We start from the raw sequence: 24,786 nt of genomic DNA, 5'->3' as shown, positions 1-24,786 counted from the left end.
TGATCGACAAGTGCCTCTGCAAGCACCGGCGCCTCGTTGAGACCGGGCGTGATCGTCGTTGCGTCGTAGCCGGAGATAGCCGCAATCGCGACGTTGGCGTCCGCCTTCACAGCCGTGCCAGCAACCTGCGAGCGCACGGCGCCGTCAGCAAAGACGAGGAGATCGTTGAGCGCATTGCCGGCGGCCGAGACGACAACTGTTTCGAGCTGACCGCCAACTGTCCGGGTCAAGGTCATCTTCGAGCCCGAGACCACTTTGGTGTAATCGGCCCAGTGACCACGCATGTAGACAATATCGGTGCTGTTTCCGAGCGCCGAGGCATCGACCGTCGCACCATCAGAGACGTAAACGACATCGACGCCGGCATTGCCCAGCACCTGAAATTTCATGCCCGGTTTGGACAGCGCAATCGTCTCGCCAGTCCCGTCGAAAGACACGACCTTGACCGTCGCGGACAGGACTGCCGCCGGCGCGGCCGGGCCGCTCGGCGCGACAGATGTCTCGCCGGACGGCACCGGCAATGGGTCACCCTTCGAGACATGATTGTACACCGCATTGGCCGCCACGCTGCCATCCGAGAACACCAGCACATCAGGGGTCGTCGCGGAGTTAGCGCCGGCGAGACTGACCGTCTCCACTTTGCCCTGAGCCGTCCGCGTCAGCGTGAGCGTCGCGCCAGATCTGGTGAGCGTATAGTCGGCCAGTGCCCCTTCAAAATATATGCGATCTGCGCCCGCACCCATGCTGAGGGAATAAGTCGCGCCCGGTCGGACGAAGACGGCATCGACCAGAGCCGAACCGAGAAACTGCATCTCCTGCCCGTCCAGCGAAAGCGTACCGTAATTCAGTCCGAAGTCGATAATGTTGGAATTATCGGCAGCAGTGCTCATAATGATATATTTTGAAGTCGTGGCCATTTTTTGCCCCCTACGAAAGTAAAATTGAATATTTCGTCTTTCGATTATCCCACAGGTCCCACTGTTCATGGCCGGATGCTCATCCGGCCCTGATGGATATTCACCCGCCTACGAAAAGCGGCGTCGCAGATTGGAAATAAGTCTGAACAGCGTCAGGCGTTTCACGCCATTCACCACCAATATCGAGGTCGATGTACGACTGGCTGCTGTTCGGGAACGGCGCCGTCACGTTGTAAGTGCCGAAGCCGACGCGCGTATCGTTGTCATTGGGCGAATCGCCACTGGCAAAGGATGTGGTAGACAAATCCCAGCCCGCAGTGCCGTTCTGCTGATTATCGAGATACACCAGATCGTCGGCACCGAAGTCGGTCGCCCGGACCCAGAAGTCCCAGGTGCCGATGTCAGCGGAGGCGTCGCGGTCACTGACCACCAGCGCATAGCCCGCGGCAGACAGGCTGCCGATGGACGTAGCCGAGGCAACCGCCGTGTTGCCCACGTTATCGATCCCCACCCACTTATGGCTGGCGGCTAGCGTGCCGTCTGCATGCATGATCTGCGAGGCCGCTCCGCCCGAGACCAGCGCTGCCCCCGAACCGGTGGTGTTGGGCGTGACGGTCGCGAAGGTCGCACCGCTCGCCACCGCCGCGTTGCCAAGGCCAGAGGTCTGCCCGATGAACAGTCCCGCGCCGACCTCGACATGGTAATTGTTCGAGAAATCGAGGTCGTAGACCGAATCGATGATCAGCTTGTTGCCAGAGACGGAGAGGACATCGTTGACGTTCACCGTCACGCCGTTCCACTTGGCGGAAGCCACCCCGCCGCTGACAGTGACGACCAGCGTCTGCGTGTTGTCGATGGATTCCCCGAGCGTGCCGGAATAGCCCGTCTTCGATCCGCTGTTGGCATCATTGACCAGCTTGATCGTGTACGTGCCGTCGACCGTCGTTAGTGCGATGTTCTCGCTCGCGCTGAAGACCACGTCGGACCGCACATCCAGATTGGTGACGCCATTCAGGTTGGTGGAGAAGACCGGGACCGAGGCCTGCGAGACGGTGAAGTCGTCCGAGACCGACAGGCTGCCGTCGGACGCGGTCACCCGCACCGTGATCGGGCTGGCGAGCGCCGGCGCGGACGTCGAGGAGAATGTGTGGGTCGCCGCATTGAAGGTCAGCCAGGACGGCAAGGCCGACAGGGCGCCGCCGCTGCCCACCAGCTGAGCCGTGTAGGTCAGGGTCGTGCCGGCATCCACGTCGGAGAAGCTGTTGGATGGCACGGTGTAGCTGAACGCTTGCCCCTGCACGGTCGCCTGATCTGCGAGCGGATGCGCGACGACCGGCGCTTCATTGACGTTAGCCAGGTTCACCGTGACAGCCTGCGACGTCATGTTGCCCGCCAAGTCCGTCATGTTGACGTTGATGGTGTAGCTGTGGGCCTGCGTCTCGTAATCGCGCGGCGCGGTAAAGCTCAGCGCCCCTGAAGAACTCAGCGTGAACAGGCCAGCATCGCCGCCCGGCGCCAGGGCCCAGCTCACCGCTTCGCTGGCGGAGAGGGTCCCCACCGCAGTGGCGTTCTCGTTCACGGTGAGCGTCGCGCTGGTCAGGGCAGGCGCCGTGCTGTCGACAACGAACGGCAGCGCCCCGTAGGTCACGAGCTGACCTGAGTCCGAAGAGACCGGCTCGCCGGACACCAGACCCGTCACGTCTGTGAAGTTCAGTGCCAGGATTCGCACTTCTGTGGTGTCCGTCACCGGCACTTGAGCCGTGAACACCAGCTTCGTCGGGTCGTTCAACGCGGCCGTGGCGGCTCCGTCCAAAGTGGCTGTCGCAAGATATGTGTTGGTCGCAATGAACCGCAGCACAACCTCGGGAACAGGGCTCGACGGATAAGTGACCCCCTCGCTGAGCGTGACCGTGAACGTCACGGTGCTCGCTCCCATCGCAACCGCCTTGTTCGCGACGATTTCCGTGACGACCGGCGCGCTCGCGATCGACAGGGTAAAATCGTCGGTGGCGGTGAGGCTGCCATCGGACGCTGTCACGCGGATCGTGATCGGGTCGGTCAGCGCCTGGACGGCCGTCGAGCTGAGGGTGCCCGTCTGCGCATTGAACGTCAGCCAGCTCGGCAGGGCCGAGACATTGCCTTGCGCATCCACAAGCTGCGCAGCGTAGGTGAGTGTATCGCCGTCGACATCGTAAAAGGCGTCGCTGGGGATGATGTAGCTGAACGGCTGATTGGCCGTCGCGACTTGATCGGCGAGCGGATTATCCAGAACCGGCGCTTCGTTGACATTGCCGACGTTCACGGTGACCGCCTGGACGCTCTGATTGCCCCAGAAGTCCGTCGCCGTGACCTCAATCGACCAGCTGGCGCGATCCTCATGATCAAGGGTCTGAACCGTCTTGATCACGCCGGTCTGCGCGTCGATGGTGAAGAAATCCGCGATGTCATAGGCGGCAAAGGGCGCGGGACCGCTGCCCCAGGCGATCGAATAGCTCGTCTTGCCCGACGGATCGGAGGCCGTCGCGGTATGAAGCAAGGTGCCCACGGACGCGGTTTCGAGCATGGACACGCTGACTGCGGCCCCACCGGTGAAGACCGGTCCGGTGGTATCATTGACCATGCCAAGCTGCTGCAGTTGAGCCTCCGGCAGCGTAGCGTTGGCCAACGCTGTGTTGCCCTGTGTCACCTCCAGAAAACCCTGGGTCAGGATGTCCGCGAGCAACTGACCCTGCGACTGCCCCAGATCGGCCAATGTGGTGTTGGCGCCCTTTGCCGTGGTCGTGATGGCATCGACGACCTGTTGGATGACCTGATCGAGCGTGAGGTTTTGATCCAGCGCCCAGCCCTGAAGCGCGGCGAGGTAGACGCCGTAGACGTTCGCGGAGGCGGCAGTGTTGGCCCCATTGCTGTCGATGACCAGCTTTGCGAGCTGCGCTGGCAGCGACGTATCTACATCGTCGGTGAACAAGGTGGCGATGGTGGCATTGGCCTGCGTGACAGCGGTCGCGGTCAGACCGGTCATGGTCGAGCTGCCGCTCGCAAGCCCCATGAGACGCGCCGCAGCCTCGGTGAACGGCGTGATGTTGACGACAAGATCCTGACCGGCCTCGATCGTCGTCACGACACGCAGCGCCACGTCGATGTCCGCCTGCAGACCGGTCGCTTCGTTTAGATAGCCCTGGGCGTTCGCGAGCGGGTCGGTCGCGACGACCATGACGTAGCCGATATAGCCTTTGACCGCGATACTGAACGCGCCATTGGCGTCGGTGACGCCGGAGCCGAGCAGCGTGCCATCGGCCTTATAGGCCTTGATCTCGATACCGGCGATTACCGGGCCTGCAGCGACCGTGCCGGTGATGTAGTTGCTGCTGTCGATCGTAACCGGGCGAGAGCCGGTTGCGGAGATATTGCCGGCGGCGTCGGTGGCCTTGGCGGTGACGGTATAGGCGCCGTCGGCGGGCAGTTCGTTGGCAGCAAAGCTAGCGGTCCAGGTGCCATTGGCGGCGGTGGTGACCGTCTTGCTGGTGGTGCCCCAGGTGACCGTGATGCTGGTGCCTGCCTCGGCCGTGCCCGAGACGCTGACTGGGGCCTGTGTTTCGGCTTGGTTGACCAGATCGTCACCGGCGACCGCATTGATCACCGGTGCGGCGGCGGCGGTCTTGTCGACCGTGATGGCGTTGGCGATCTTGCCGGCTTCGCCGGTCTTGCCACTGGTCGCGTCCTTCTGGCGAACCTGCACAGCGCCGGCGGCGTAGCTGCCCTCGGCCAGCGTGAAGCTGGTGCCGGTGCCGGCGGTCCAGGTCGAGCCGCCATTGGTGGAGTATTCCCAGGCATTGGTGCCGGTGATGGCAGAGACGTTGATCGTGCCGTCCTGGGTGATGTAGTCGGTCGCCGAAGCGCCGGTATCGGTCTTCAGCGCGAGCTTGGGCGCAGCGATGCTCGCCTCATCGCTGCCGCCGCCGAAGATGGCGAACCCGGCGCCGATCGCACCGGCAGCGCCCAGCACATAAAAGGCGGGCGTGGAGAAGAAGCTGCCCGATCCGCCGCCAGCGCCGGCACCCGCAGCACCCTGGGCATAGACGCGATCGGCCCACTGGCCTTCACCGACATGACCCTGTCCGCCGGCGGCCGAGGCCTGCACGGCGCTTTCGGGCTGATCCGCGTCGGCCTGCGCGGCGTCGGCATCCTTCTGGTCGCCATTTTGCGCAGCGTCGTCCTCGTCGTCCTTCTTGTGCTTCTTGAGCTTTGCCTTCTTGGGCGCGGCGCCGTGCGCGGCCAGAGTGGCGTGTGAGGTCGCGGGCGCCACAGGTGCGTGACCGGCAGTGGCCTGAGCGGAGGGAGCCGGTGCAGCTTGGGCCACAGCCTGGGCCTGCTCGGCCGGAACGGCTGCGTTTGCCGGAAGCTCTGCCTGCATCTGGGCCGGCATCTCTGCCTGCATCTGGGCCTGCGTCTCGCTCTTGTTGGTCATGTCATTGGCTCCCTGTATTCCAAGCTGTGTCTTCAAAGCTGTGTGCGGTTGAGGTCAGCGCTCGCCGAGCGCCTCATCGACGGTTTTGGTGATGGGTTTGGTGAGGTAGGTGAGCACCGAACGCTTGTGGGTGCGCACTTCCACGGTGGCGGTCATGCCGGGGCTGACCTGAATGGGCTTGCTGCCGGCGTTACCCGCGCCGCGATCCTTCAGGCGGATGTGGACGCGGTAATAGAAGTGCTCGCTGCCCTGCGGCCCGGGTTCGCTCAGCGCATCCGGGCTGATGTAGACGACCTCGCCGGCAAGGCTGCCGTAGATGCTGGGATCATAGGCATCGAGCTTGACCTGCGCGGACTGGCCGACCTTGACCGAGCCGAGATCGGCGGGGCTGAACTTGGCCTCGACGATCAGCTCGCTGGTCGTCGGCAGCATCTCGATGATGGCATCGCCCGGCCGCACCGAGGCGCCCAGCGTGGTCACGTTGATCTTGCGGATCTGCCCGTCATGCGGCGCGCGCAGCTCGGTAAAGCCGAACACCGCCGAGCGCTCGCGCAGCGCCTCTTCCTGCGTCGCGAGATCCTCCTCGGCCTTGGTCATCTCGGCCTGGGCGTCCTGGAAGTATTTGTTGCGGGCATTGACGATCTGCCCGTCGAGCTCGGCGACCGCGCGCTTGAGGCGGATCACCTCGGCCTGCCCGACATCGCCCGCCGCCAGCAGCGGCTGCGTGATGTCGAGCTCGGCCTGCACGAGCCGGCGGCTCTGAACGAGCGCGCCAATGCCCTCGTTGAGCGCCTGGCGGCGCCGGTTGAACAGATCGGTCTGGTTCCTGCGGAACGCCGGATAAGCCTCCAGCTCGGGCGGGAACACCAGCGCCTGCCCGTAAACCTCGGCCCGCAGCCGGGCGAGCGTCGCCTTGAGCGCGGCGACCTTGTTGCGGCTGTCATCATAGGCCGCCGAGGCGCGGCTCTGGTCCATGAGGGCCAGCAGCTGACCCTTGCGGACCATCTGCCCTTCCTCGACCTTCATCTCCGCCAGCACGCCGCTGTCCGCCGCCTGGATGACCTGCGTGCGGGCCAGCGCGATCACCTGCCCCCGGGCGCGGGCCAGCTGGTCGATCTGCGAGACGCTTGCCCAGATCAGCAGCGCCACAATGCCAAGGCCAGTGATCACGATGAACCAGCCCCCCGGCCCCAGCGGAAGCCGGGCCAGTTGCTGGCGCACGCCGCCCAGGCCCGCGCGCATCGCCCTTGGATCTTCCATCTTCATGCCACGCTTCCCTTGTGATGCTCAGCTTGTGCGCCCGGTTGTGCAGCCGGACCCTGTTGTGCCGCCGGACCCTGGCGCAGCCGCTCGATCACCGCGTCGCGCGGGCCATCCAGAGCGATGCCCTGCGGGGTCAGCACGATCAGCCGGTCGATGAGCTCGAGCAGGCGCAGCTTGTGGGTGACCAGCACCAGCGTCTGGCCGGGCTGAACCGCGGCGCGCAGGGCCGAGAGGCAGCGCTCTTCGGTGCCATCGTCCATCGAGGAGGTCGGCTCATCGAGCAGCCACACCTGCGGGCGGGCGAGCAGCAGGCGCGTCAGGCCAATGAGCTGGCGCTGACCGCCCGACAGGCCCCCACCGCCTTCGGCAATGCGCAGATGCACGCCCTCGGGACGCCCGGCGAGGAAGCCGGCGAGACCTGTCGCCTGGATCGCCGCGACCAGCTCCTCATCGCTCACATAAGGCAGGCCCATGGTGAGGTTGTCGCGCAGCGTGCCGCTGATCATCCGCGCCTGCTGGGGCAGATAGCCGATCAGCTCGGCCCGCCGCTCGCTGGCGATATGCTGCAGATCGAGCCCGTCGAGCAGCACATGCCCCCGCTCGGGCTTGACCAGCCCGGCGAGCAGCTTGAGCAACGTGCTCTTGCCCGATCCCACCGCGCCCAAAATGCCGACCCGCTCGCCCGGCGCGATGGTCAGCGCCGGCAGCTTGAGCGGGGCAGGCTGCGAGGCCCAGGCGAACTCCAGATTGGCGACCTCGACCCGGCCCTGGATCGCATCGGGCACCAGCGGTGCATCGATGCCGTCATTGTCCTGCTCCGAAGCGTAAAGCCGCTCGAGATTGTCGAGCGCGACCTTGGCATTGGCGCCCTGCACCAGCAGCCCAGGAATGGCGTTGACGGGGGTGAGCACCCGGCCCGAGACGATCGAGCAGGCGATGATCGCGCCGACGGTCAGGCTGGTGGTCGTCGCAGCGAGATAGGCGCCGGTCGCCACCATGCTGACATAGCTGATCTGCTGGACCAGGCCCGAGATATAGCCGGCCGTCTCGTTGAGATGACGGATTTCCGTCATCTCGTCGGCGGTCCGCCGCGAAAGGTCGTTCCAGCGATTGCGCATCTGCCATTCGCCGCCGCTCGCCTTTAAAAACTCGGCGCCCTGGATCGTCTCGACCAGCAGCCCATAGCGCTGGTTGCCGACCAGATTTTCCCGCGCGCTGTGTGCCTCGATCGCCCGGCGCGAGCGCAGCCCGGCAGCGACCGCCACCACGAACGCCAGGGCTGGCACTGCCGCCACGAACGGCCCGCCGATCAGGAAGATGATCGCCAGGAAGAACAAGGCGAACGGCACGTCGGTGAACAGATAGAGCTTGCGCGCGACGATGAACGCCCGCACCCCCTCATAGCCGCGCACCTGCGCCGCGAACGTGCCTACGCTCGGCGGATATTGGTCGAGCCGGGTCGAGAGCATCCGCTGGAAGACGTTCTGCGCTGCCTCCAGATCGATCCGGTGCACCGCCTTGTCGACAATGGCCGAACGCGCCATCTTGAGCGCGAACTCGATGCCGATGGCGATCGCCGTGCCGATCGTCAGCACGATCAGCGTCGCCACGCCGCCCTGCCCGATCACACGGTCATAGACCTGCATCGAGTAGAGCGAGGTCGCCAGCACCAGGATGCTCGCCAGCGTCGAGGCCAGCGCCGCCATCACCACCCAGGATTTGTCGACGGCCATGATCGCCTCGAACACGCCCTTGGCCGTGCGCGCATGGGCAACTTCGCCACGCGGCGTGACACCGGCGAACATCGTGCCTTCGGGCCATGCCGCCATCCGCTCGCGACCCTGCGGCCCCTCGCACAGCCAGGTGCCGTCGTTGCTCAGGCTCAGCACCATGCGATAGCCGGCGCCGGGCACCAGCGCGATCATCGGCAGGTCCGCCTCATGCGGTTCGCGCCGCCAGCGCGAGAGCTTGAGCCGCAGCGTCTCGCACAGCGCCAGCGCCGCGCGCGCCGCAATGCGGCTCTCCTCGCCCGATGCGCCTGCCCCCGATGCGCCAGCACTGAACAGCGCGCGGATGCGGCGACCGTCGCGCCGCGTCAGACCGCCCTGGCACTCCAGCGCCGTCGCCAGGCGCCCGCCCAGCCAGAGCACGCCATCGGCAAAGGGGGTCGCGGGCGGCGGTCCCATGAAGAGGGCGTCCTCGGACGCACTCTCGGGCGCCCCGGCAGGCGCGCCGGCGGGAGTCTCGGCCTGTGAAGGCCCTGCAATCAGTTCCATGGGAAGGCCCCTTCCTTGAGGCGCAAGCGGTAGCGGGCGATCAAAAGCTGGACCTGCGCATCGCTCAGGCTCCGCTCGATGTCGGTCTGCTCTCGGGTGACATTGAGAACGTCCAGCCAGCTGCGCTTGCCGGCCAGGAACATCCGGTTGTAGGATTCGAAGGTCTGCTGCTGCACGCCCCGGCTGACCTGCAACTCGCGCACCAGGCTGCGCGCCGCACGCCAGCTCGCCAGATCCGCCGCGACCTCAGCCGTCAGATCCGCCCGATAGGCATCGCGGGCATTGCGCGCCGCGCTCTCCAGCGCCTGCGAGGCGCGGATGCGCTCCACCGAGGCGAGCCCGGAGCCGAAGGCGAACTTCACGCCGACCACGACCCGGGTGTCCGGCAGCGCCGAGGCATAATAGCGATCGTCCGAGAAGCGCTGTTCGGCCCGCGCATAGATGGTCGGCATCATCGCCCTGGACGCCACCCGCGCCTCGGCCTTGGCGACGCCGATCTCCTGCTCGGCGCGCAACAGCGCCGGGTTGGTCGTGAGGCTGCGTGCCAGCAGGTCCTCGCTGCGCACATCCAGCGGCTCGTCGCCTGCCGCCACGTCGAACGCGATCCGCGCCGGATCGATCGGCCGCCCGGTCAGCTGGCTCAGCGCCTCGGTCGCCGATTGCTCGATTGCCTGATAGTTGGTCAGCGTGTTGCGCGAGAGGCTCAGCCGGGTGAGCACCAGATTATGATCGACCGGCGCGGACAGGCCCGTCGCCACCCGCCGGCGCATCATGCCTTCCAGCGCTTCCAGCCGGGCGATATCGGCCGCATAGACCTGCGCGCCCAGACGCGCTGCCACGAACCGGCCATAGCTGTCGATCACCCGCAGCGCGACCTGGTAGCGCGTCGCGTCAACCGCCGCTTCCGCCGAGGAGAGCCGCGCCTTGGCGGCATCGACGTTCGCGCCGATCCGTCCGAACGTCCACACCGGCTGCGTCAGCGTGCCCGTGACGACATAGCCCCGCCGCCCCCGCTCGCTCTCGAACGCCGGCTCGGGAAAATACGCCCAGCGCGCGCTCGCCACTTCATAAGCCGACGCCCGCGCGCCATCGGTCTGCGACAATACCTGCGGATTGGCCCGCGCCGCCTGCGCCATCAGATCATCCAGCGACAGAGACGACGGCTCAGAGACCTGGCCCGGCACTGCGGCCACAGCCACAGGCGCGCGAACATCGCCCTGCTGCGCAAAGGCCGTAAGCGGAGCAACAAGCACCGCCCCCAGCACAGCGCAGCCGATCAGCCCGCCCCCGCGCCCTGCGGGACCGCGCAAACCACGACACAGCGTCGCAGCGCGCCTCGTCCCAACCCCCTCAAACATCGAAATCACCCCGAATATCCTGATCTTGTGCCGACATCGCCAACCACCCCGCGCCAAAGCTACGAAGCGACCCGCACAACCAGTTGAAGAAGAAGCCACCACAGCAGCAGACTGACCGGAGCCCCCATCACCACGCCCCGCGCCAGCGAAGACTGGCCTCCGTCGCTGTCCTCCAGCTCGCCGGGTGCGGGACTCGCTATGCAAAGGGGATCTGGAGCCAAAGAGACATGCCCAACATGCCGCGTGCTCATCCCGGAACACTCCAGCCTGCTTCCCGGTAAGCCTGCCGTTTCTCGAAGAGAGCCAGCACATTGGTTTGGACCGCGTCCTTGAACCAGGGGCGAACCACAGAAGGACGGCCCATATGATAGCCCTGCAGCCAGATCGCGCCGGCCTCACGCGCCAGATCGAATTCCTCCTCGGTCTCCACGCCTTCAACGACCACGTCAGCGACAAAGCTGCCCGCCAGGCCGATCAGATGATGCAGTGCCACGCGATCCGGCTCGGAGCCGATCGCCCGGCGCAGGAAGAAGGCGTCGATCTTGATAATGTCGGGCTGCAGCGCCAGCAGCGAACGCAGCGAGGCATGGCCAACGCCGAAATCGTCCAACGCAACCCGCACGCCGAGCTTGCGCAGCCGCGCCGCAAAGCATGTCGCCTCGCCAATATCCGGATAATGCGCAGTCTCGGTGATCTCGATGACCAGACGCCGCGCGACGGACGGCATGTCGCGCAGGCGCGGCATCAGCTCATCCCACCACCCACCGGGACAGGCGCTGTGCGCGGAGATATTGGCGCCCAGGCACACGTCGGGATCGCGCTGGAGTTCCTCGATCACCGTCGAGACCACATAATGATCCAGCACGCCGACCATGCCCAAGCGCTCCAGAGCGCCGATGGCGGGGCCGGCCGTCTCCTGACGCCCGTCCTCGAGCATCCGCAGCAGACATTCATGATAGAGCACGGCATCGCCCTGCGCGCCGTTGCGCACCGGCTGCCAGACCGGGAGCAGCCGCCCGTTCGCCAGCGCCGAAAGCAGGGACGCAGCCTGCGCCATGTCAGCCCGGTAACGCTGCGCCCAGTCGGCCTGCGTATCAATCGGGTTGCCGTTGAAACGCTGGGTCGTCAGGCGACACGCCAGATCGTCCCGCGCTGCACCAAGATCGGCGTCGGAATGGACATCGGGCAGCAGGGACCAGGCTGCACTGACGGCGAGCCGCAGGTCCGCGTTAGCGTGAAGGAGCGGCCGACCAGCGACCGCGACCGCAAAGCGCCGGGCGAAGTCCGCACATGCCGCGTTCGTGAAGGCTTGCCCGAAGGCCGTCGGCGACCAGACCACCGCCGTAATCAGGTCATCGCAGACCGGCATCACGACCCCGTCGCCGCCGAGCACCTCACCGAGCAGAGCGGCCAGCAGAGCGCGCGCGCCTTCACGCACAGCTTCGCCATAAGCCTGGGCAAGGTGGGACAGGTTATCGATCCTGAACCCCACCATCACGAGTTCGGGTGCCGGCCCCACCGAAAGGTTAACCGGCACCCCGAAATCGTCTGCCATCCGTTGCGCCATATCCAGCATCCCAAACCCCTCTGAGTCCGTGACAGAATACTGAATACTGTTTCAAATTGCTGTTTTTGCATCCTTTTGCAGTGCGGAAACGCCCGAATGGCGGTCCCGGCAGCGGCTCTCCGAGAGGGAGATGCGGGATGCTGAACATGGTTTACGGCAATGAAGGGCAGCGCAAATATCTGACCCAAGAAGAACGGGCCGCCGTGCTCGCTTACGCCGCACGCGAAGCGCCAGAGACCTATACCTTCTGCATGGTGCTCGCCGTGACAGGATGCCGGATCTCGGAGGCCTTGGCGCTTACGCTCAGGAGCATCGATCTGCGCTCGCAATGCATCATCATCGAAAGCCTCAAGAAACGGAAAAGGGGAATTTATCGCGCCGTTCCGGCCCCGCTGGAGCTGGTGAAGCTGATCCACAAGGTCCATGGCCAAGGCAAGGGGGCGGACGACAGCCTGCTATGGACATGGTCGAGAATGACAGCATGGCGAAAGGTCAACGCAATCATGAAGGCGGTCGGCATCAAGGGGATGCAGGCGACGGCCAAGGGTTTTCGACACGGATTTGGCGTGTCGGCCATCCACTCGGGCGTGCCGTTGAACATGGTGCAGAAGTGGATGGGTCATACCGACATCAGCACCACCGCCATCTACACAGGCGCTGTTGGGCGGGAGGAACTGGAGATTGCGAGCCGCATGTGGGGAAGCAGACCACGCCAGCGGAGTCGGCGCCAAATCGGCCTGAAGGGAGTGACGGGCACGCTTGGAAGCGCCTGGCAGTCGTAAACGGGCAGAAGGTTAAGGGCGTTTGCGCTCTTGGCCTTCTCCTTGCCGGTCAAGGCAGGGGCGAGAAATATTCTATATTTTTCAAAGTGTAGACGGCGTGGGCCGGCTATTGGGGCGGGCTTAATCGACGTTAAAGCAGATCGATAATTAAATAATTTAATGGATTTCGTTGAAGCTGTTGCCAGAAGATACAGTATTCAGTATTTTGTAACGTGTAATTTTATTCATTTTCAATGCCTTACCCGTTTTATGTTGTCATCATCCGACTTTAGACCGGCATGGTGCGACCCAGCAATGCTGCGCTGCAAGGAACCCTTAACGCCCGGCAGATTTGGAGCCTGACACGGCTCAAATGAACCCTGCCTGTCCCGCATGTCGAGCGCCGTATTTCAGAAGCAGGCCGGATACACGAGACTCCTAACAAATCAGGAATTTCCAGTAAAATTAAATAGAATTAATTATAGGTTAAATATTGCATACTAACCATTATTGTTGACTATTTTAAACGTTTCCTTCTTCAATCATCAATCTCCTGCCTTTCCAAGATTCCCTTACGTCCGTGGCCATTTTTTCGGACGCCATGCTTATGCGAGCGAGCAATCAACGCCAAGCTCTTCTCGGTCGTCATTCGCCGGACAATGCCGCTTCGGCCTGCGGAACTGGAAGCGAGTCCCTTTCCCGCTGTCACGAAGATGACGATGCTAGAGAGGCGAATCCCTTGAACCGCTTTCGCCGGACTGCTCTTTCCCCAAGCTCGATGGCCTGAATGGCCCTGCGGGCGTCGGGTTCCGGTCTCCACTAGCCCTTTGGGGCTAACCCGCTTCAACGCTCTGGAGAGACGGACAAAAAGAAATTGATCCCGCTTCCGCATCTGCTATCGGTTTCGTTGATTACTCAACGAGGGGCGGATGACTGACACCGAAGTTCTGATTATCGGCGCGGGGCCCGTGGGGCTGCTGCTCGCGCTGGACCTGGCGTCACGGGGGATCCAGGTTGTCGTTGCGGAGATGCGTCCCGCCGGTCAACCACCCAGCGTGAAGTGCAACCATGTGTCCTCGCGCACGATGGAGACGCTGCGCCGCCTCGGCCTGTCGCGGGAGGTGCGCGCGGTCGGCCTGCCGCACGATTACCCCAATGACATCGTGTTCCGCACGCGGATGACCGGCACCGAACTCGCGCGCATCCCCATCCCGTCGCGGCGCAACCGCTATCAGGACAGGAGCGGCCCGGATGGCTGGTGGCCCACCCCCGAACCGCCGCATCGGGTCAATCAGATCTTCTTCGAACCGATCTTCTTTGCCCATGCTGCGCAGCACCCGAACATCACGCTGCTCAACGAGACCCGGTTCGACAGCGTGCAGGACGAGGGGGGAAGCGTGCGCGCGCTGCTGACCGACCTCCCGAGCGGTGCGTCCCGAGAAATCCGCTGCCGCTACATGGTCGGCTGCGACGGCGGCAGTTCCGCCGTGCGCAAGCAGATCGGCGGAAAGCTAGAGGGCGATGCCGTCGTCCAGCGCGTGCAATCCACCCTGATCGACGCGCCCGATCTTCTCGATGCGCTCGGCAGTGGTCCGGCGTGGATGAACTATAATTACAATCCCGATCGCGCCGGGACCGTGCTCGCCATTGATGGCGAGCGGCGGTGGCTCGTCCACAATTATCTGCGGCCCGATGAGGAGACGTTCGAGGAGGTCGACCGGGATCGGTGCATTCGGCACATCCTGGGCGTCGGGCCGGACTTCCCTTTCACGCAACTCTCCAACGAGGACTGGATCGGCCGGCGACTGGTCGCCAACCGCTTCCGCCAAGGCCGCATCTTCATCGCCGGCGATGCCGCGCATCTGTGGGTGCCTTATGCCGGCTATGGCATGAACGCCGGCATTGCCGATGCCATGGACCTCTCCTGGATGCTCGCCGCAACCCTGCAAGACTGGGCACCCGAGGGAATCCTCGACGCCTATGTCGCAGAGCGCAAGCCCATCACCGAACAGGTTTCCCGCTTTGCGATGGGTCATGCCAGCGGCGCCATCAAGGAGCGCAATACCCTGCCGCCGGAGATCGAGGACGACACGCCCGGAGGCGAGGCGGCGCGCCAAGCCGTGGGCGCGGCTGCCTATGCGCTCAATGTGCAGCAATACGCCTGCGCCGGCCTGAACTACGGCTATTTCTATGATGCTTCGCCGATCATTGCCTATGATGGCGAGGCCGCGCCGACCTACACCATGCACGACTTCACGCCCTCGACCGCGCCGGGGTGCCGCGTGCCGCATTTCTTCCTCGCGGATGGGCGCTCACTCTACGACCTTTGCGGGCCGGGCTACACGCTGATCTGCATTGAAGACGAGGTTGAGGCCGCGCCGGACGTCGAGCCGCTGGTTGCAGCGGCGCGGGCTTGCGGGATGCCGCTCACGGTCCTCGCCGTGGATCGCGCGCTCGATAATGTGCCGGAGGTCTACCGCCACCGCCTGCTGCTGGCCCGGCCGGACGGCCATGTCGCATGGCGCGGCGATGCCATCGACGATGCAGCCTCGCTCGTGGATTTGCTGCGCGGCGCACGAAGGGCAGCGTGAAGCACGACCTTAAGGGGTCGCACTGTCGCCCGCCTGCTCTATAAGTTGATCTATCAACACAAGCCGCAAGGACATCCATGACTGACGATCCCCTCGCCCTTCGCTACGATCATGTCTTCGACATCCGCATCAATTTCGACAAGCGCTGGGCGACTGGCGCCATCCATGCGGGCGGCCCCAATCACGGCTACACGTCCGTAGGCGAAGGCAGCACCGTCGAGGGGCCGCGCCTCAATGGCAAGCTGGTCGATTATAGCGGCGCAGACTGGCCGGTGGTCCGCACCGACAAGGTGGTGGAGCTCAATGCCCATTATATGATCGAGGCGGATGACGGGGCGCTGATCTATATCCGCAACCTTGGCTATGTGCACGGTCCGCTGGACTTGCCGGACGGCACCAAGACATCGTCCTATTTCCGCTGCACGCCCTATTTCCGCGCGCCGGACGGGCCGCATGGCTGGCTCAACCGCACCGTGATCGTCGGCGTCGGGCAGCGTCGCCCTAAACTGACGCCCGACGACGCGCCGGACCATTCGCTGTTCCGCTATTACGCGATCATTTAACCGCGTCAGTCGAGACCGGCTGCGAAAGCACGACCAGTTGCTCGCCGATCTTGGCGAGCAGCTGGTTGAGCGTCTCACACTCCTTGTCGGAGAGTTTCGCGGTCAACAGTTCGTGAAAGGCTTTCCGTTCGGCCAGCGCCGCGCGGTATCGCTCCAGCCCCACGGAAGTCATCTTGAGAATGGGCGCCCGCCGATCATGGGGGTTCTCCATGCGCAGCGTATACCCCTTCTCCTCGAGGGTGCTGACGGCGCGGCTGACTTCGGCCCGGTCGACCCAGGCCATCTCGGCCACCTGCCGCACCGTTCCACCCTGGTGCATCGTGGCGAGCCGCGCCATCACCCGCCATTCCGCATAGGTGATGTCCTCAATCTCCGCGAGATTGCGAATGGTCAGCCGATCCATGATCTTGGCGATCAGCGTCATCCGGAACGTCGGATAGTTCAGCTCATCAAGGTTCCACCCGGGGAGCTGGACCTCGTCCGCCGCGCCTGCTTTACGACCGCTCACCTTGGACTGCACTTTCTCATCGCTCATCATTCAAATCGCTGCCCCCTTGCCCGGCCCACGCCCCAGCGGTCAAGCTGCGGCCCCCCCCCAAGCCACGTCGCGAAACTCTACCACTGCAACAATTGCGCGCCAAAAGCAATTCATTGAGTCATCAACAGTCTTGCGTCGCCGACTGGCCGGTCTATACCGTCTGCGCGCCGGCAAGCGCCCTTCGTTCCACCCCCTATTGCGCAGGCCCCATGACCGACGACGCCTCGACACCTCCACAGCAGCGACATTATGGCCCTGGCTATCGCGCCATGCTGCTGGCGCTGATCATGCTGGTCGCCGCCTTCGCCTATATCGACCGGGTGATCGTGCAGACGCTGGGCCAGCCGATCAAGGAGGATCTTGGCCTCACCGATTTCCAGCTCGGGCTGCTGGGCGGGCTCGGCTTTGCCATCCTCTATTCCACGCTGGGCTTGCCGATCGCGCGCCTTGCGGAACGACGCGACCGGATCACGATCATTTCCGTCTCGGTGGGGCTGTTCTCGCTGATGAGCGCGCTGTGCGGGCTATCGGCAAATTTCTGGCAGCTCTTCCTGTGCCGGATCGGCGTCGGCATCGGCGAGGCGGGCGTGCAGGCACCCAGCACCTCGCTCATCGGCGATCATTTCCCGCCGCATCAGCGCGGCTTTGCAATCACCATGATGCGGCTCGGCTCCCCACTCGGCTCGTTCATCGGTGCGCTGGCGGCGGTGTGGATCGCCAAGGACCATGGCTGGCGGACCGCGATGATCGCGGTATGCGGCCCCGGCCTCATCGTCGCCCTCCTCTTCCGCCTGCTGCTGCGCGATCCGCCCAGAGGTTTAAGCGATGGCCTGAACAACGGCGCCCGGCCGACCAGCAAAGCCGCGACGCCGCCCCCGCCGATGGGAGAGGTCATGAGCATGATGGCGCGCAAGGCGGTGTTCCGCAATCTGCTCATCGGACTCGCCCTCTCCAGCATGGCGCTCTACGCCGGCGGCGCTTTCACGGCGCCGTTCTTCATGCGCGTCCATGATCTCTCGATTACGCAGGCCGGCGTCTATGTGGCGATCATCTCGTCCACGGCGGCCACGGCCGGCATGGTGCTGGGCGGCGTCGGGATCGACTTCATCGCCCGGCGCGGACAGCATTGGTATGCGCTGCTGCCCTTTTGCGGCATCGCCACCAGCGTGCCGCTCTATCTGGTCGGTTATTCGCTGGGCAGCCCGCTGCCGGCGCTCGTCTGCCTGACCGTGGCCGGGGTCTTCCTGTTCTTCTATTCGGTGCCGACCTTGGTCGCCCTGCAGAACCTCGTCGCGCCCAACGCGCGGACGACGGCGGCCTTCATCTACTTCTTCATCGCCACGCTGGTCGGCGTTGGCCTCGGCCCGCCGATCATCGGCCTGGCGAGCGACATCTTCGCAGGTCTTGCAATGCCCGGCTTCAAGAGCGTCTGCACGGATGCCCGCCTCACCGGCGCCTGCGCCACCGCCTCTGCCTGGGGTGTGCGCCACGCCCTGCTGGCCAGCATCGCGCTCTATGCGCTGGCTGCCTTCCATTATTGGCGCGCGGCCTGCGCGCTCAAGCGGGACGCCAGCCTATCGGCCTAATCGGACGTAACCCTAAATCCTGAACCGAGCGCAACCCTCCTTTTCTTCCGGCAAGGGATTGCATCGCCCGAACAATCGACATAGTTGCGACTTACTCGCATTATCGATTCATTCAGGGGGCTGTCTTGTCTTTTCTCCGATCCGTTCTGCTGGCGTCCGTCGCGCTGTCCGCTGCCCCCGCTATGGCCCAGATGGAAGGCGCCCCGGCGGAAGCTGGCGCGGATAGCGACGACACGATCATCGTGACGGGCCGCGTTCAGCGCCTCTACCGCGCGGATGAGACGACGGTCGGCAAGGCCGCCGAAGACCCCATGAACATCCCGCAGGCCGTTCAGGTCATCAAGTCCGAGCTGTTTGCCGATCAGGGCGCGCGCGATGCGACCGACATCTATCGCAACATCTCCGGCGTGAGCGCCTTCAGCTATGCCGGCGTCACCTTCCGCGGCTTCCGTCAGGACCAGTCCTTCTACGATGGGCAGCGCGGCAACCCGTTCATCGGCTTTTCCGTGCCGCAACTGTTCAACATCGAGCGGGTGGAAGTGCTCAAGGGGCCGTCTGGCCTGTTCTTCGGCCCCGGCTCGCCCGGCGGCATCATCAACTATGTCTCCAAGACACCATCCGACAAGCGCGCGCTCAGCATGGTGGTGACCGGGGGCAATTACGACCGCGTCGGCATCTCCGCCGAGGCGACAGGGCCGATCGATGCCGAGGGCATCGTCACCTATCGCGTGGGTGGCTACTATGAGTCCATGGACCCTTACCGGCTCAACACTCAGAACAAGGCGCGCATCGCCGATGCCGGCATCGCCATCAAGACCAATGAAGGCGGCAAGTTGACGCTGCAGGCGACCATCTATGACAATGAGCTGCGCGCCAATCGCCTGCGCGGCGTGCTCGTCGATGATGCCGGCAATTTCCTCACCGACATTCGCTGGAACGCCAATGAGCCGACCGACTTCCTGCACCTGACGAGCGAAGCCTATCAGGCGCGCTATCAAACCGCGATGGGCGAGCGGGTCACCTTCGATGCCGGCGTGCGTTACTTCACCGCGCGCGAGGTCCAGCAATATCATGAGCCGCGTGGGCTGGATCCCAACAATTCCGATCTTGTCCGCCGTGAGTTCCGCGACCAGATCCGCCCGGTCGACGGCCTGTCCTTCATGACGAACGCCACAGCGCGCGTCGACCTGTTCGGCATGGAACATAAGTTCCAGGCGGGGGCCGACTGGTATGACGAGACGAACCTTCTCGACTCCCGCATCCTGCGGGCCGGGGTCAGCTCGCTCAGCCTCTCCAACCCGATCTACGGTGCAGGCAAGGGGGATGCCGCCCGCGCCGCCCTTTTGCCCTTCACCACCACCGACACACGCTCGAAGCGGCGCGGCGTCTATCTGCAGGACCAGATCAGCCTCACCGATGCGCTGCTGCTGGTCGGCGGGATGCGCTACGACTGGTTCCAGGACAAGGTGACGACCAGCACCGGCGGGACCGTCAGCAGTCGATCATCCTACACCGATAATGATGTCAGCTTCCGCACCGGTCTGATTTTCAAACCCCGACCGGACGTTTCGACCTACGTAAGCTGGTCGCAGAGCTTCGAGCCGCAGAGCGCCGCCAGTCAGGACGCCAATGCGGGCGGCCCCTTCGCGCCGGTGACTGGCAATCAAATCGAAGGCGGTATCAAGACCGAGCTGCTCGACGGGCGCATTCAGGCGAATGCCGCCGTGTACCGGATCGTGCGGCGGAACATCCTGCAGGTCGATACCACCCGCGCGCCGGTCAACGGTGTCGATCAGTTGGCGCCCATCGGCGAAGTGACCAGCAAGGGGTTCGAGATCGATCTCGCCACGGACATCACGCCCAACTGGGTGTTGCTCGTCAACTATGGCTATAACGACGCCCGCATCACCGACACGGCCCCCGGCCAAGCCATTACCAATGCCGTCGGTGACCGGTTCGCCAATGCCCCGCGCCACAAGGTCGGCTTCTGGACGCGCTATCAGCTGCCCGTCATCGACACCGCCTTCGCTTTCGGTGGCGAGCATGTCTCGCGCCGCATCAGCCTATCCGGGCAGACGGTGAAGCCCTACACTATCTTCGACGCCTCGATCACCAAGGGGCTGGGCTTTGCCGAGGTGCTGCTGCGGGTGGATAACATCTTCGACACGGTCTACGCCGCCTCGGGCTTCAGCGCGCAGAGCGGGCACTTTCCCGGCGAGCCGCGCACCTTCCTCGCCGAGCTGCGGTTCAAGTTCTAAGCGCGTCCATGACAGTCGCCCGGAAGCCCAAACCCCGTTCGATCTGGTGGCGCGTCCATAGCTGGGCTGGGCTGAAGCTCTCGATTTTCCTGACCTTCATTCTCGCCACCGGCACGCTGGCGGTGTTTGCGCATGAGATCGACTGGCTGGTGACCCCGGCCATGCGCGTCACCCAGCAGGATGGGCCCGTGGCAAGCTGGGGTGCCATTGCGCAGGCGGCCGCCCGCGCGGAGCCGGAGGGGCGGCTGCAGATGGTCCACGCCCCGCTCGATCCCTGGTTCGCCGCGGAGGCGTGGGTGGACATCGGCAAGGGTTCGCCTCGCCGCGTCTATGTCGATCCCTGGGAAGCGCAGGTGACCGGCACCCATGGCTGGGCCAATGTCCACCGCTTCCTGCGGCAAGTGCATCGCCACCTCATGCTGCCGACCAAGATCGGCATTCCCATCGTCAGCGCCCTCTCGCTGCTGCTGCTGGCATCGCTCGTCACGGGTATCGTGACGTACAAGAAATGGTGGCGCGGCTTCTTCCGCGCGCCAAGACGTGGGGACTCACGGCGCTTCCATGGCGACCTGCACCGCCTTGCCGGCCTGTGGTGCCTGTGGTTCGTCGCGCTCATCACGTTGACCGGGCTCTGGTATCTGGTCGAAACGCTCGGCGGTCGGGCGCCGGTGCCGGAACTTCCCGAGATCGCCGCCACCCCTGCGCCGCCGCCGACCGGCGCCGCGCTGGACCGGCTGGTCGTGGTCGCCCATGCGGCCAAGCCGACGCTCTCGATCAGGGAAATCCGCTTCACGCCGGACAATGGCGTCATCTTCCTCGGCCAGGATCAGGCCTGGCTGGTGCGGGACCGCGCCAATGGCGTGGCCGTCGATCCCTCCACCGGCCGCGTGACCGCCCTGCTGGATGGGCGCGACCTCAACGTTCATCAGCGCATCTCGGAAATGGCCGACCCGCTCCACTTCGGCGACCTCGGCGGCCTGCCGACCAAGATCGTCTGGTTCCTGTTCGGCGTGCTGATGACCGGCCTCTCGGTCACCGGGACAATCATCTACGCCCGCCGGCTGCAGAAGGCCGACGTCATAGAGGGCGGCGCTCTGCGCGCGGCCTGGACCGGCATGGGCGTCTGGGCCTATATAGCCACCGCGCTCATCCTGCTGGCGCTGGTGCTGACGCCAGGCGCAATCGGCGGCGCAAGCTGAAGACGACCTGCATTGCCTAACAATTTTATGTAGCCAATGCCCGCCCCGCGCGGCACTGTGCAGCCCTATGAAGATCATGAGGACAAGGGCGTTGCGAGTGAAGGCTGTTCGGAAAATCATCCTCTCCGGCATGATGGCTTTGGCGGGCGTCGCTGGCCTCAGCGCCTGCGCGACCAGTGGTCTGCCAAAGGCAGTGTCGAACGAGACGCCGCTCGGCTCTGGCCCATTTCCGGTGACCCCGTCCACCGATGCCCGCCTGCCCGATCACACGATCTATGATCCCCTGCGGGGGGGCACGCTGCCGAACCAGAAGCTCCCTATTGTGGTCTGGGGCGTTGGCGGCTGTCTGGACAAGGGCACGTGGTTCCGCTGGTTCCTCAGCGAGATCGCCTCCCACGGCTATCTCGTCGTGTCGAACGGCAAGATCGGCGCGCTGGAGGATCAGCGCTGGCGACCCGAGCCTGCCCCCAACCAAGGCCCGCCCGATCCGGCAACGGCACCGCCCGCCCCGACATCGGCCCGGCAGCTGATCGCCGCCATCGACTGGGCCATCGCCGAGAACAGCCGTGCCGGTAGCCCCTATCAGGGCCGCATCGACACGGCGAACATCGCAGTGATGGGCATGTCCTGCGGCGGCGTGCAGGCGATCGAGGCGGGCGCCGACAGGCGCGTAACCACCACCGTCGTGTGGAATATGGGCCTGTTCCCTGACGAGTCCGGCCTCAATGCCACCGCCGGCGGCAAGGCGCTGGTCAAGGCCGATCTGGCCAAGCTGCACGGTGCGGTCGCCTATATCAGCGGCGATGAGATGGATGTCGCCTTCCCCAACGCGAATGACGACTTCGCCCACCTGCCGAACATCCCGGCCCTGCGCGCCTATCGCAAGCAGACCCCGCATGAGGGCACCTATTGGGAGAAGAATGGCGGCGAGTTCGGCAAGGTGGCTGTCGACTGGCTCGACTGGCGCCTCAAGGGCGATCCACAGGCGCGCGCCATGTTCGTTGGCACCGATTGCGGGCTGTGCCGCAACCCGCGCTGGGTCGTGCGGCAGAAGAACTTGCAATAGCGCAGGCGCCCGCCTGAGACGGGCAGCAGACTTTCAGATTCTGAGGAAAGTGGTGCCCGGGGACGGAGTCGAACCGCCGACACTGCGATTTTCAGTCGCATGCTCTACCAACTGAGCTACCCGGGCACGGGGATCGCCTTTGGTGCAAGACCCGGCGAAAGAGCGTGCGCTATAAGCATGGTCGCGGGGGCATGTCCAGCCCCGTTTCGACCTTTTCCGTTCAAGAAAGTGACGGGAGCCGAAGATGCGCATTCCGCCCGCATTTGGCGGGCCTTGCGCGCCGGTCAGCCCCGCGAAGCGTCCTCATTGGCCGGCCCGGCACTGCCGCCTTCGCCATCCTCGTCATCATCGGCACGGACCGGGACGCGATAGCCCTCATCCATCCAGCCGATCAGATCGCGGTCGCGGCAGCCGCGCGAGCAGAAGGGGCGAAATTCCTGCACGCTCGGCTGGCGGCACAAGGGGCAGACATTCTTAATGGGCATGATGCGCCCCCAGCGGCAAGGCGTCGTCGATGCGCAGGTCCAGCGACCCGCCGCGCCGGCGCTCCAGCAGCTTGATCCAGTCCGGATGAGTGCGGATATCCTTGGCCACCGCAGCCGGCACCGTCAGCACGACCGGCCCGCCTCCGCCGCCAGCAGTCTCCTGCCGCTCGGCCGCGCGCAGCGCCGCCAGGCTCGCCGCGCGGACCGGATCGGCGCGCAGCAGTTCCATGAGCGAGGGCCGTTCGCGCTTGCGGATGATCTGCACGAAGCCAAAACCGTTGACCGCCGTGCGCTCGAACGGCTGGGGCAGATATTTGTCGATCTGCGCCGCCGCGATCAGGCGCTCGTCCTTATTGTTCATCGTCGGCAGATCGATGCCGATGGAGCCGGATATGCCCATGCGCGCAATCGCCTGTGCGGCAAGCTTGGCGCCTTTGGGGCCGAGCTGGGCAGGCGGCGCGGCGCCGTCCACATCGATGAGCGTCATCGCCGGCGTCGGGAAGATGCGCAACGCGGCATCCTCGGCGCCCACTTCACCGCTCATCGCTTCAGCCAGCAATTCGCTCCAGCCGGCCGCTTCCATCCGGTCGGCCTCATGCGCGGGGCACGGCACGATGGGCACACCGCTTGCCTGCAGGCGCTGGAGCAGGCTCGGCCCGGGACCGGCCTGTACGCCGGGTTGCGCGATGCGCCCCTTGGCCAGCTTTTCGCGCGCCTCGTCCAGCCCCGGCTCGGCGATAGCCTCGCGCAGGATCTCGACGCGCACCGGCGCGCCTTCCGCCACCTTGGGCGGGATCGGCTCGATCAGCACCATCTCGCCGCTATCCAGCCGCGCGATGCCGCGCTTGCGGGCAATGAGCGTGCGCACCAGCCGCCCCGAATGAATGCCGCCGGCGCGGGCGCGCTTGTCTTCCCGCTCGATCTGGGCCTCGACGATCCGCCCGCCCCTCACCAGCGCGGCGCGGGCCTCGCCAATGCCCTCTTCATAGAGCCAGTGGAGCGTCGTGGGTGTATCAGTCACAAGAATAGCCTGCTGAAAGGAGGAGCGTGCGCGTTTCGTGGAGCGGCAGGCCGATCACGCCGGAGGGGCTGCCGGAGAGGACGCGAATCAGTCCCGCCGCGCGTCCCTGAATGGCGTAGCCACCCGCCTTGCCGTCCCACTCGCCGCTGGCGAGATAGGCGTCGATCTCCTGCGGATGCAGGCGCTTGAAGGTGACGGTGCTGGTCGAGAGCTTGTGGCGCGCCTTGCCCTCAGCATCGATCAGCGTGACCGCACTCAGCACACGGTGACGCCGGCCGGAAAGGAGCGTCAGGCAGGCGCGGGCCGTGGCTTCATCCTCCGCCTTGGGCAGAATGCGCCGCCCGCAAGCCACCACGGTATCGCCGCTCAACACCAGCGCGCCGGGATGACGTGCCGCCACCGCCGCGCCCTTCTGCGCGGCCATGCGCGCGGCATAGGGCGCGGGCAGTTCGGTCTTGCCCGGCGTTTCGTCGATGTCGGCAGGGTCCACGCCATCGGGCGTCACGCCGATCTGGGCGAGAAGGTCCAGTCGGCGCGGCGAGGCGGATGCGAGAATGAGGCGCATGGAATCGCCTGTCCGGCTATCGCGGGGCGGAGACGCCACCGCGCTGCCGATCAGGGCTGGCCGGGGCCGGGGCCGCCGCGGCCGGGCATGTAGCGATAGGTGATCCGGCCCTTGGTCAGGTCATAGGGCGTCAGCTCGACCAGCACTTCGTCACCGACGAGCACGCGGATGCGGTTCTTGCGCATCTTGCCTGCGGTGTGACCGAGGATTTCGTGATCATTTTCCAGACGGACGCGGAACATGGCGTTGGGCAGCAGCTCAACCACCTGCCCGCGCATCTCGAGGAGTTCTTCTTTGGCCATAA

The 24,786-nt window shown here is 65.0% G+C and carries 17 protein-coding genes, 1 tRNA gene and 2 pseudogenes; 7 read left to right on the top strand and 13 right to left on the bottom strand.

Annotation, left to right across the window (positions count from 1 at the left end; genetic code table 11):
* From M2339_RS16190 to M2339_RS16165, 7 genes and pseudogenes are all read right to left on the bottom strand, one after another.
* On the bottom strand, positions 1-986 hold a 986-nt coding region (locus M2339_RS16190), incomplete at its 3' end, for a hypothetical protein (RefSeq protein WP_264606472.1).
* A 31-nt stretch (positions 987-1,017) separates the two neighbouring features.
* Entirely contained in the window at positions 1,018-5,385 is a 4,368-nt protein-coding gene (locus tag M2339_RS16185) for a putative Ig domain-containing protein (protein ID WP_264606471.1), read from the bottom strand.
* Positions 5,386-5,439: 54 nt separating this feature from the next.
* Positions 5,440-6,651, bottom strand: coding sequence for an HlyD family efflux transporter periplasmic adaptor subunit (locus tag M2339_RS16180; protein ID WP_264587932.1), 1,212 nt, complete (start codon positions 6,649-6,651; stop codon positions 5,440-5,442).
* Positions 6,648-7,343, bottom strand: a pseudogene (locus tag M2339_RS16250) (ATP-binding cassette domain-containing protein); the annotation flags it as partial. The gene M2339_RS16180 and the pseudogene M2339_RS16250, both read right to left, overlap by 4 nt.
* Before the next feature lie 237 nt (positions 7,344-7,580).
* A pseudogene (locus M2339_RS16245) lies at positions 7,581-8,354 on the bottom strand (ABC transporter transmembrane domain-containing protein); the annotation flags it as partial.
* Positions 8,355-8,914: 560 nt separating this feature from the next.
* Positions 8,915-10,282, bottom strand: coding sequence for a TolC family protein (locus M2339_RS16170; RefSeq protein ID WP_264587934.1), 1,368 nt, complete (start codon positions 10,280-10,282; stop codon positions 8,915-8,917).
* Between the two features lie 247 nt (positions 10,283-10,529).
* The gene (locus tag M2339_RS16165) at positions 10,530-11,837 is read right to left on the bottom strand and encodes an EAL domain-containing protein (RefSeq protein ID WP_264606470.1); all 1,308 of its coding nucleotides are present in this window, start codon (positions 11,835-11,837) and stop codon (positions 10,530-10,532) included.
* 149 nt (positions 11,838-11,986) lie between these two features.
* Between M2339_RS16165 and M2339_RS16160 the strand changes: the two genes are divergently transcribed.
* The 3 genes from M2339_RS16160 (at position 11,987) to M2339_RS16150 (ending at position 15,764) form a co-directional block, all read left to right on the top strand.
* Positions 11,987-12,631 (top strand): tyrosine-type recombinase/integrase, encoded by a 645-nt coding sequence (locus M2339_RS16160; RefSeq protein WP_264587936.1) that lies wholly within the window; start codon positions 11,987-11,989, stop codon positions 12,629-12,631.
* Between the two features lie 908 nt (positions 12,632-13,539).
* A complete protein-coding gene (locus M2339_RS16155; RefSeq protein WP_264587937.1) occupies positions 13,540-15,201 on the top strand; it encodes an FAD-dependent oxidoreductase in 1,662 nt (553 codons plus the stop codon).
* A gap of 77 nt (positions 15,202-15,278) precedes the next feature.
* On the top strand, positions 15,279-15,764 hold the full coding sequence (locus M2339_RS16150; RefSeq protein WP_181558549.1) for a DUF3237 domain-containing protein: 486 nt from the start codon (positions 15,279-15,281) through the stop codon (positions 15,762-15,764).
* Here the strand turns inward: M2339_RS16150 and M2339_RS16145 are convergent.
* Positions 15,757-16,302 carry a MarR family winged helix-turn-helix transcriptional regulator gene (locus M2339_RS16145; RefSeq protein WP_264587938.1) on the bottom strand — a complete coding sequence of 182 codons (546 nt, stop codon included), beginning with the start codon at positions 16,300-16,302 and terminating at the stop codon, positions 15,757-15,759. The two genes, M2339_RS16150 and M2339_RS16145, sit on opposite strands and share 8 nt — an antisense overlap.
* Positions 16,303-16,511: 209 nt before the next feature.
* Here M2339_RS16145 and M2339_RS16140 point away from each other — a divergent pair, with 209 nt between their 5' ends.
* From M2339_RS16140 to M2339_RS16125, 4 genes are all read left to right on the top strand, one after another.
* Positions 16,512-17,888 carry a spinster family MFS transporter gene (locus M2339_RS16140; protein WP_264587939.1) on the top strand — a complete coding sequence of 459 codons (1,377 nt, stop codon included), beginning with the start codon at positions 16,512-16,514 and terminating at the stop codon, positions 17,886-17,888.
* Positions 17,889-18,013: 125 nt separating this feature from the next.
* Positions 18,014-20,146, top strand: a complete 2,133-nt coding sequence (locus M2339_RS16135) for a TonB-dependent siderophore receptor (RefSeq protein WP_264606469.1) — start codon at positions 18,014-18,016, stop codon at positions 20,144-20,146.
* An 8-nt stretch (positions 20,147-20,154) separates the two neighbouring features.
* Positions 20,155-21,345: a PepSY-associated TM helix domain-containing protein gene (locus M2339_RS16130; protein ID WP_264587941.1), complete on the top strand. Its 1,191-nt coding sequence runs from the start codon at positions 20,155-20,157 to the stop codon at positions 21,343-21,345.
* A 97-nt stretch (positions 21,346-21,442) separates the two neighbouring features.
* A complete protein-coding gene (locus tag M2339_RS16125) occupies positions 21,443-22,411 on the top strand; it encodes a hypothetical protein (RefSeq protein WP_264587942.1) in 969 nt (322 codons plus the stop codon).
* A gap of 50 nt (positions 22,412-22,461) precedes the next feature.
* Here the strand turns inward: M2339_RS16125 and M2339_RS16120 are convergent.
* The 5 genes from M2339_RS16120 to infA all read right to left on the bottom strand — a co-directional run bounded on the left by M2339_RS16120 (position 22,462) and on the right by infA (position 24,784).
* Positions 22,462-22,537, bottom strand: a tRNA-Phe gene (locus tag M2339_RS16120).
* Positions 22,538-22,695: 158 nt separating this feature from the next.
* Entirely contained in the window at positions 22,696-22,896 is a 201-nt protein-coding gene (locus M2339_RS16115; protein ID WP_264579861.1) for a DNA gyrase inhibitor YacG, read from the bottom strand.
* Complete coding sequence (locus M2339_RS16110; protein WP_264588396.1) at positions 22,886-23,923, bottom strand: ribonuclease; 1,038 nt, start codon at positions 23,921-23,923, stop codon at positions 22,886-22,888. The genes M2339_RS16115 and M2339_RS16110 overlap by 11 nt, the downstream gene beginning before the upstream one ends.
* Positions 23,910-24,482 carry a Maf family protein gene (locus M2339_RS16105; RefSeq protein WP_264587943.1) on the bottom strand — a complete coding sequence of 191 codons (573 nt, stop codon included), beginning with the start codon at positions 24,480-24,482 and terminating at the stop codon, positions 23,910-23,912. The genes M2339_RS16110 and M2339_RS16105 overlap by 14 nt, the downstream gene beginning before the upstream one ends.
* A 50-nt stretch (positions 24,483-24,532) precedes the next feature.
* Positions 24,533-24,784, bottom strand: a complete 252-nt coding sequence (infA, locus tag M2339_RS16100) for a translation initiation factor IF-1 (protein WP_181558542.1) — start codon at positions 24,782-24,784, stop codon at positions 24,533-24,535.
* Positions 24,785-24,786 lie beyond the last annotated feature (2 nt).

Source organism: Sphingobium sp. B2D3C (assembly GCF_025961835.1).
GTDB lineage: Bacteria > Pseudomonadota > Alphaproteobacteria > Sphingomonadales > Sphingomonadaceae > Sphingobium.
The sequence above is the reverse complement of the archived record's forward strand: the minus strand, read 5'-3'. Positions and strand labels throughout refer to the sequence as shown.

Excerpts from the sequence above, each read along its gene's own strand:
- M2339_RS16150 (WP_181558549.1), top strand. The coding sequence starts at position 15,279 with ATGACTGACGATCCCCTCGCCCTTCGCTACGATCATGTCTTCGACATC.
- M2339_RS16155 (WP_264587937.1), top strand. The coding sequence starts at position 13,540 with ATGACTGACACCGAAGTTCTGATTATCGGCGCGGGGCCCGTGGGGCTG.
- M2339_RS16145 (WP_264587938.1), bottom strand. The coding sequence starts at position 16,302 with ATGATGAGCGATGAGAAAGTGCAGTCCAAGGTGAGCGGTCGTAAAGCA.
- M2339_RS16105 (WP_264587943.1), bottom strand. The coding sequence starts at position 24,482 with ATGCGCCTCATTCTCGCATCCGCCTCGCCGCGCCGACTGGACCTTCTC.
- M2339_RS16170 (WP_264587934.1), bottom strand. The coding sequence starts at position 10,282 with ATGTTTGAGGGGGTTGGGACGAGGCGCGCTGCGACGCTGTGTCGTGGT.
- M2339_RS16160 (WP_264587936.1), top strand. The coding sequence starts at position 11,987 with ATGCTGAACATGGTTTACGGCAATGAAGGGCAGCGCAAATATCTGACC.
- M2339_RS16130 (WP_264587941.1), top strand. The coding sequence starts at position 20,155 with ATGACAGTCGCCCGGAAGCCCAAACCCCGTTCGATCTGGTGGCGCGTC.
- infA (WP_181558542.1), bottom strand. The coding sequence starts at position 24,784 with ATGGCCAAAGAAGAACTCCTCGAGATGCGCGGGCAGGTGGTTGAGCTG.
- M2339_RS16165 (WP_264606470.1), bottom strand. The coding sequence starts at position 11,837 with ATGGCAGACGATTTCGGGGTGCCGGTTAACCTTTCGGTGGGGCCGGCA.
- M2339_RS16115 (WP_264579861.1), bottom strand. The coding sequence starts at position 22,896 with ATGCCCATTAAGAATGTCTGCCCCTTGTGCCGCCAGCCGAGCGTGCAG.
- M2339_RS16185 (WP_264606471.1), bottom strand. The coding sequence starts at position 5,385 with ATGACCAACAAGAGCGAGACGCAGGCCCAGATGCAGGCAGAGATGCCG.
- M2339_RS16140 (WP_264587939.1), top strand. The coding sequence starts at position 16,512 with ATGACCGACGACGCCTCGACACCTCCACAGCAGCGACATTATGGCCCT.
- M2339_RS16180 (WP_264587932.1), bottom strand. The coding sequence starts at position 6,651 with ATGAAGATGGAAGATCCAAGGGCGATGCGCGCGGGCCTGGGCGGCGTG.